This is a genomic window from Actinomadura sp. CNU-125, assembly GCF_001942465.1.
In the GTDB taxonomy this organism is placed as follows: Bacteria; Actinomycetota; Actinomycetes; order Streptosporangiales; family Streptosporangiaceae; genus Spirillospora.
The window spans coordinates 1-4,083 of record NZ_MKJY01000369.1 but is presented as its reverse complement, the minus strand read 5'-3'; the positions used below and the strand labels follow the sequence as shown (position 1 = coordinate 4,083).

Below are 4,083 nucleotides of genomic sequence, written 5' to 3'. Positions count from 1 at the left end.
CGCGCCCCGCCGCCCGCCCACGACCGTCCCCTTCCCCCGAACCGCCCGCCGCCGATCCGCCTGTCCGCCGCCGATCGGCGCCGCACCGTCATCGCCCTGATCCCGGTGCCGCCCGCGGTGTCGCACCGTTGGGCCGACGCCGCCGGTTCACGACCGCCCCCACATCATCCGCAACGCCATATCTCCGGACGAACCGGCCCCCGCCGGAGGCGCCCCGCGCTCCGCCCGGTCTCCACTAAACGATGGACCGGGCATGACGCACGCGGCGGATCGGTCCGTACGACTGATCCGTACGAGTGATCCGTGCGAGGCGATTCCGCGACGCGCGGCGGTGGAGCACGTGGGCCGACCGCCCGTCCCGCGCCGGGCCTTTGCCGTCCGCCTGCCGGGCACCGCCCCCTCGGGCCGCACGGGGCACCGGCACGCGTCGTCCCGGCGAGCCGGTCGGCAGGGGCGTGGCGCGGTATTCACCGGGTAGCCCTGGTTCATCCGGCCCGACCCCTTTCTTTTGACACTCGATGCATTTAGTATCCCCTGCAAGCCGGGCGGTCGCCGGGAGCATCACCGGACGAGCGCGCGGCGGACGTACGCGACCGAAGGAGGACGCCATGGACAGCGCCGCCAACGAGACCCAGAACGCCGACGAGCGGGCCGAGGAGATCGCCGCCGAGTCGCTGATCGAGGAGGTCTCGATCGACGGCATGTGCGGCGTCTACTAAGCCGTGCCGACGATCGACCTGGACCGCGCCTGGGACCTGCACCCGCAGGTCTCGGTGCGGCCCGAACCCTTCGGCGCGCTGCTCTACCACTTCGGCACCCGCAAGCTGTCGTTCCTGAAGGACCGGCGGCTGCTAGAGGTCGTCCGGGGCCTGCGGGACGCGCCCACCGCCCGGGAGGCCTGCGCCGCGGCCGACGTGCCCGCCGCCGACCTGCCCCGGTACGGCGCGGCGCTCGGCGCGCTCGCCGGTTCGTCGATGCTCGTGGAAAGGACGCCGTGACCATGGGAACGCAGACCACCGAACGGCTGGTCGACCTGTTCGAGCTCGGGCTCGACGCGCCGATCTGCCTGACCTGGGAACTCACCTACGCCTGCAACCTGTCGTGCGCGCACTGCCTGTCCAGCTCGGGCCGGCGCGACCCGCGCGAGCTGTCGACCGACGAGGCCAAGGCCGTCATCGACGAGCTCGAGGCCATGCAGGTCTTCTACGTCAACATCGGCGGCGGCGAGCCCACGGTCCGGCCGGACTTCTGGGAGCTGCTCGACTACGCCACGGCGCACCACGTGGGCGTGAAGTTCTCCACGAACGGCGTCCGGATCACCCCCGAGGTCGCGCGGCGGCTGGCCGCCAACGACTACGTCGACGTCCAGATCTCGCTGGACGGCGCGACCGCCGAGGTCAACGACGCCGTGCGGGGCGCGGATCGTACGAGACCGCGCTGCGCGCGATGCGGAACCTGTCCGACGCGGGCATGAAGAACTTCAAGCTGTCGGTGGTCTGCACGCGGCACAACATCCCGCAGATGGACGACTTCAAGGCGATCGCCGACGAGTACGGCGCGCAGCTGCGGCTGACGCGGCTGCGGCCGTCCGGGCGCGGGGCGGACGTGTGGGACGAGCTGCACCCGACTCAGCCGCAGCAGCGTGAGCTGTACGACTGGCTCGTCGCGCACGGCGACCAGGTGCTGACCGGCGACTCGTTCTTCCACCTGTCGGCGTACGGCCAGGCGCTGCCGGGGCTGAACCTGTGCGGCGCCGGGCGCGTGGTGTGCCTCATCGACCCCGTCGGGGACGTGTACGCGTGCCCGTTCGCGATCCACGACGAGTTCCTCGCGGGGAACGTCCGGGAGACCGGCGGCTTCGCGCGGGTGTGGCGCGAGTCGGAGCTGTTCGCCGGCCTGCGGGAGCCGCAGACGGGCGGCGCGTGCTCCTCGTGCAATTTCTACGACACGTGCAAGGGCGGCTGCATGGCCGCGAAGTTCTTCACCGGGCTGCCGCTGGACGGACCCGACCCCGAATGCGTGCAGGGGTACGGCGAGCAGCTGCTCGCCGGACGGCCCGAGGACCGGTCGGGCATTCCGAAGCCGTCCGGCGACCACTCGCACCGGACGTCGCCGCCCCGGCGCGGCGAACGCGGCGACGCGCCGCCGGGAGCCCGTCCTGGTCCAGCTCGGGCGGCGCGGCGACGCGGACCGTCCGCCCGTGAGCGCCTGCGAGGAGAACCCCCTCGCCGGATTGCGCATCACCTGACCTTTCCCTCTTACGGAGACGACATGTTCCAGAACCCGTGGTTCGAGACGGTGGCCGAGGCGCAGCGCCGGGCCAAGAGGCGGCTGCCGCACATGGTGTACGGGGCGCTGGTCGCGGGCTCGGAGCGCGGCCGGACGATCGGCGACAACTGCAGGGCGTTCGGCGACCTCGGTTTCGCGCCGCACGTGGCGGGCCACCACGCGGAGCGCGACCTGGCCACGACCGTCATGGGCGTGGAGACGTCCATGCCGGTCGTCGTCTCCCCCACCGGCGTGCAGGCCGTGCATCCGGAGGGCGAGGTGGCGGTGGCGCGGGCCGCCGCGAACCGGGGCGTCATCATGGGCCTCAGCTCGTTCGCGAGCAAGCCCGTGGAGGAGGTCGCCGAGGCCAACCCGAACGTGTTCTTCCAGATGTACTGGAGCGGCGACCGCGACGCGATGGTGCAGCGGATGGACCGCGCGCGCCGGGCCGGGGCGAAGGCGCTGATCGCCACGCTCGACTGGTCGTTCTCCAACGGCCGGGACTGGGGCAGCCCCATGATCCCGGACAAGATCGACTTCAAGACGGCGGCGAAGCTGGCGCCGGGCGTCCTGCCCCACCCGGGGTGGCTGTGGCGGTTCGCCAAGACCGGGCGGATCCCCGACCTCACGACCCCCAACCTGCAGCCGCCGCACGGCCCCGCGCCGACGTTCTTCGGCGCGTACGGCGAGTGGATGCAGACCCCGCCTCCCACCTGGGAGGACGTGGCGTGGCTGCGCAAGGAGTGGGGCGGCCCGTTCATGCTCAAGGGCGTCACCCGGGTGGACGACGCCAAGCGGGCCGTCGACGCGGGGGTCACCGCGCTGTCGGTGTCCAACCACGGCGGCAACAACCTCGAGACGCGCCCGCGGCGATCCGCGTGCTGCCGTCGGTCGCGGCCGCGGTCGGCGACCAGATCGAGGTGCTGCTGGACGGCGGGGTGCGGCGCGGCGGGGACGTCGCCAAGGCGCTCGCGCTCGGCGCCCGCGCCGTACTGATCGGCCGCGCCTACCTGTGGGGGCTCGCGGCGAACGGGCAGGCCGGGGTGGAGAACGTGCTCGACATCATGCGCGGCGGGCTCGACTCCGCCGTGCTGGGCCTCGGCCACACGTCCGTCCACGAGCTGTCCCGCGCCGACCTGGTGATCCCGCCCGGGTTCGAGCTGACGCTGGGCGGCGGGGACGACTGACGTGCGGGACCTGGCCGGGGCCGCATGGCCGGAGGTCGAGACCGGGCCGGCGGTCCTGGTCCCGGTCGGGTCCACCGAGCAGCACGGGCCGCATCTGCCGCTGTCCACCGACACGGTGATCGCCCGGGCCGTCGCCGAGCGCGCCGCGGACCTGCTGGACGGCGGCGCGCTCGTCGCGCCCGCCCTCCCGTACGGCGCCAGCGGCGAGCACGCCGGGTTCCCCGGGACGATCTCGATCGGACGGGACGCGCTGGAGCTCGTCCTCGTCGAGACCGTGCGGTCCCTCGCGCTGTGGGCGGGCCGGGTCGTGTTCGTCAACGGGCACGGCGGCAACGCCGCGGCGCTCGACGCCGCCGCCGGGCGGATGCGCGCGGAGGGGCACGAGGTCGGCTGGGTCGGCTGCGGGGTGCCCGGCGGCGACGCGCACGCCGGGTTCACCGAGACGTCGATCATGCTGTACCTCGCGCCGGAGCTGGTGCGGGCGTCGCGAGGTCGCGGGCGACACCCGGCCGATCGCCGAGCTGCTGCCCGAGCTGGTCGCCCGCGGCGTCCGGGCGGTGTCGCCGTCGGGCGGTCCTCGGCGACCCGGCGGGCGCGAACGGCACGCCCGGACGGCGCTCGCCCGGAT

The 4,083-nt window shown here is 73.7% G+C and carries 4 protein-coding genes and 1 pseudogene; all 5 read left to right on the top strand.

Annotated features, from left to right (window positions below; translation table 11 throughout):
• The first annotated feature begins 608 nt into the window (after positions 1 to 608).
• Positions 609 to 719 (top strand): mycofactocin precursor MftA, encoded by a 111-nt coding sequence (gene mftA, locus BJF79_RS54245; RefSeq protein WP_075903545.1) that lies wholly within the window; start codon positions 609 to 611, stop codon positions 717 to 719.
• A 3-nt stretch (positions 720 to 722) separates the two neighbouring features.
• Positions 723 to 998, top strand: coding sequence for a mycofactocin biosynthesis chaperone MftB (gene mftB / locus BJF79_RS33755; protein WP_262402949.1), 276 nt, complete (start codon positions 723 to 725; stop codon positions 996 to 998).
• Positions 999 to 1,000: 2 nt separating this feature from the next.
• A complete protein-coding gene (locus BJF79_RS62855) occupies positions 1,001 to 1,474 on the top strand; it encodes a radical SAM protein (protein WP_262402948.1) in 474 nt (157 codons plus the stop codon).
• Positions 1,447 to 3,455: pseudogene (gene mftD, locus BJF79_RS62850) on the top strand (pre-mycofactocin synthase MftD). The gene BJF79_RS62855 and the pseudogene mftD overlap by 28 nt, the downstream one beginning before the upstream one ends.
• 1 nt (position 3,456) lies before the next feature.
• Positions 3,457 to 4,083 (top strand): mycofactocin biosynthesis peptidyl-dipeptidase MftE (mftE, locus tag BJF79_RS33740; protein WP_262402945.1); only part of this gene is annotated, 627 nt, incomplete at its 3' end.

What these genes read in the sequence shown, in the direction of transcription:
- mftA (WP_075903545.1), top strand. Translation starts at nt 609, where the DNA reads ATGGACAGCGCCGCCAACGAGACCCAGAACGCCGACGAGCGGGCCGAG.
- BJF79_RS62855 (WP_262402948.1), top strand. Translation starts at nt 1,001, where the DNA reads ATGGGAACGCAGACCACCGAACGGCTGGTCGACCTGTTCGAGCTCGGG.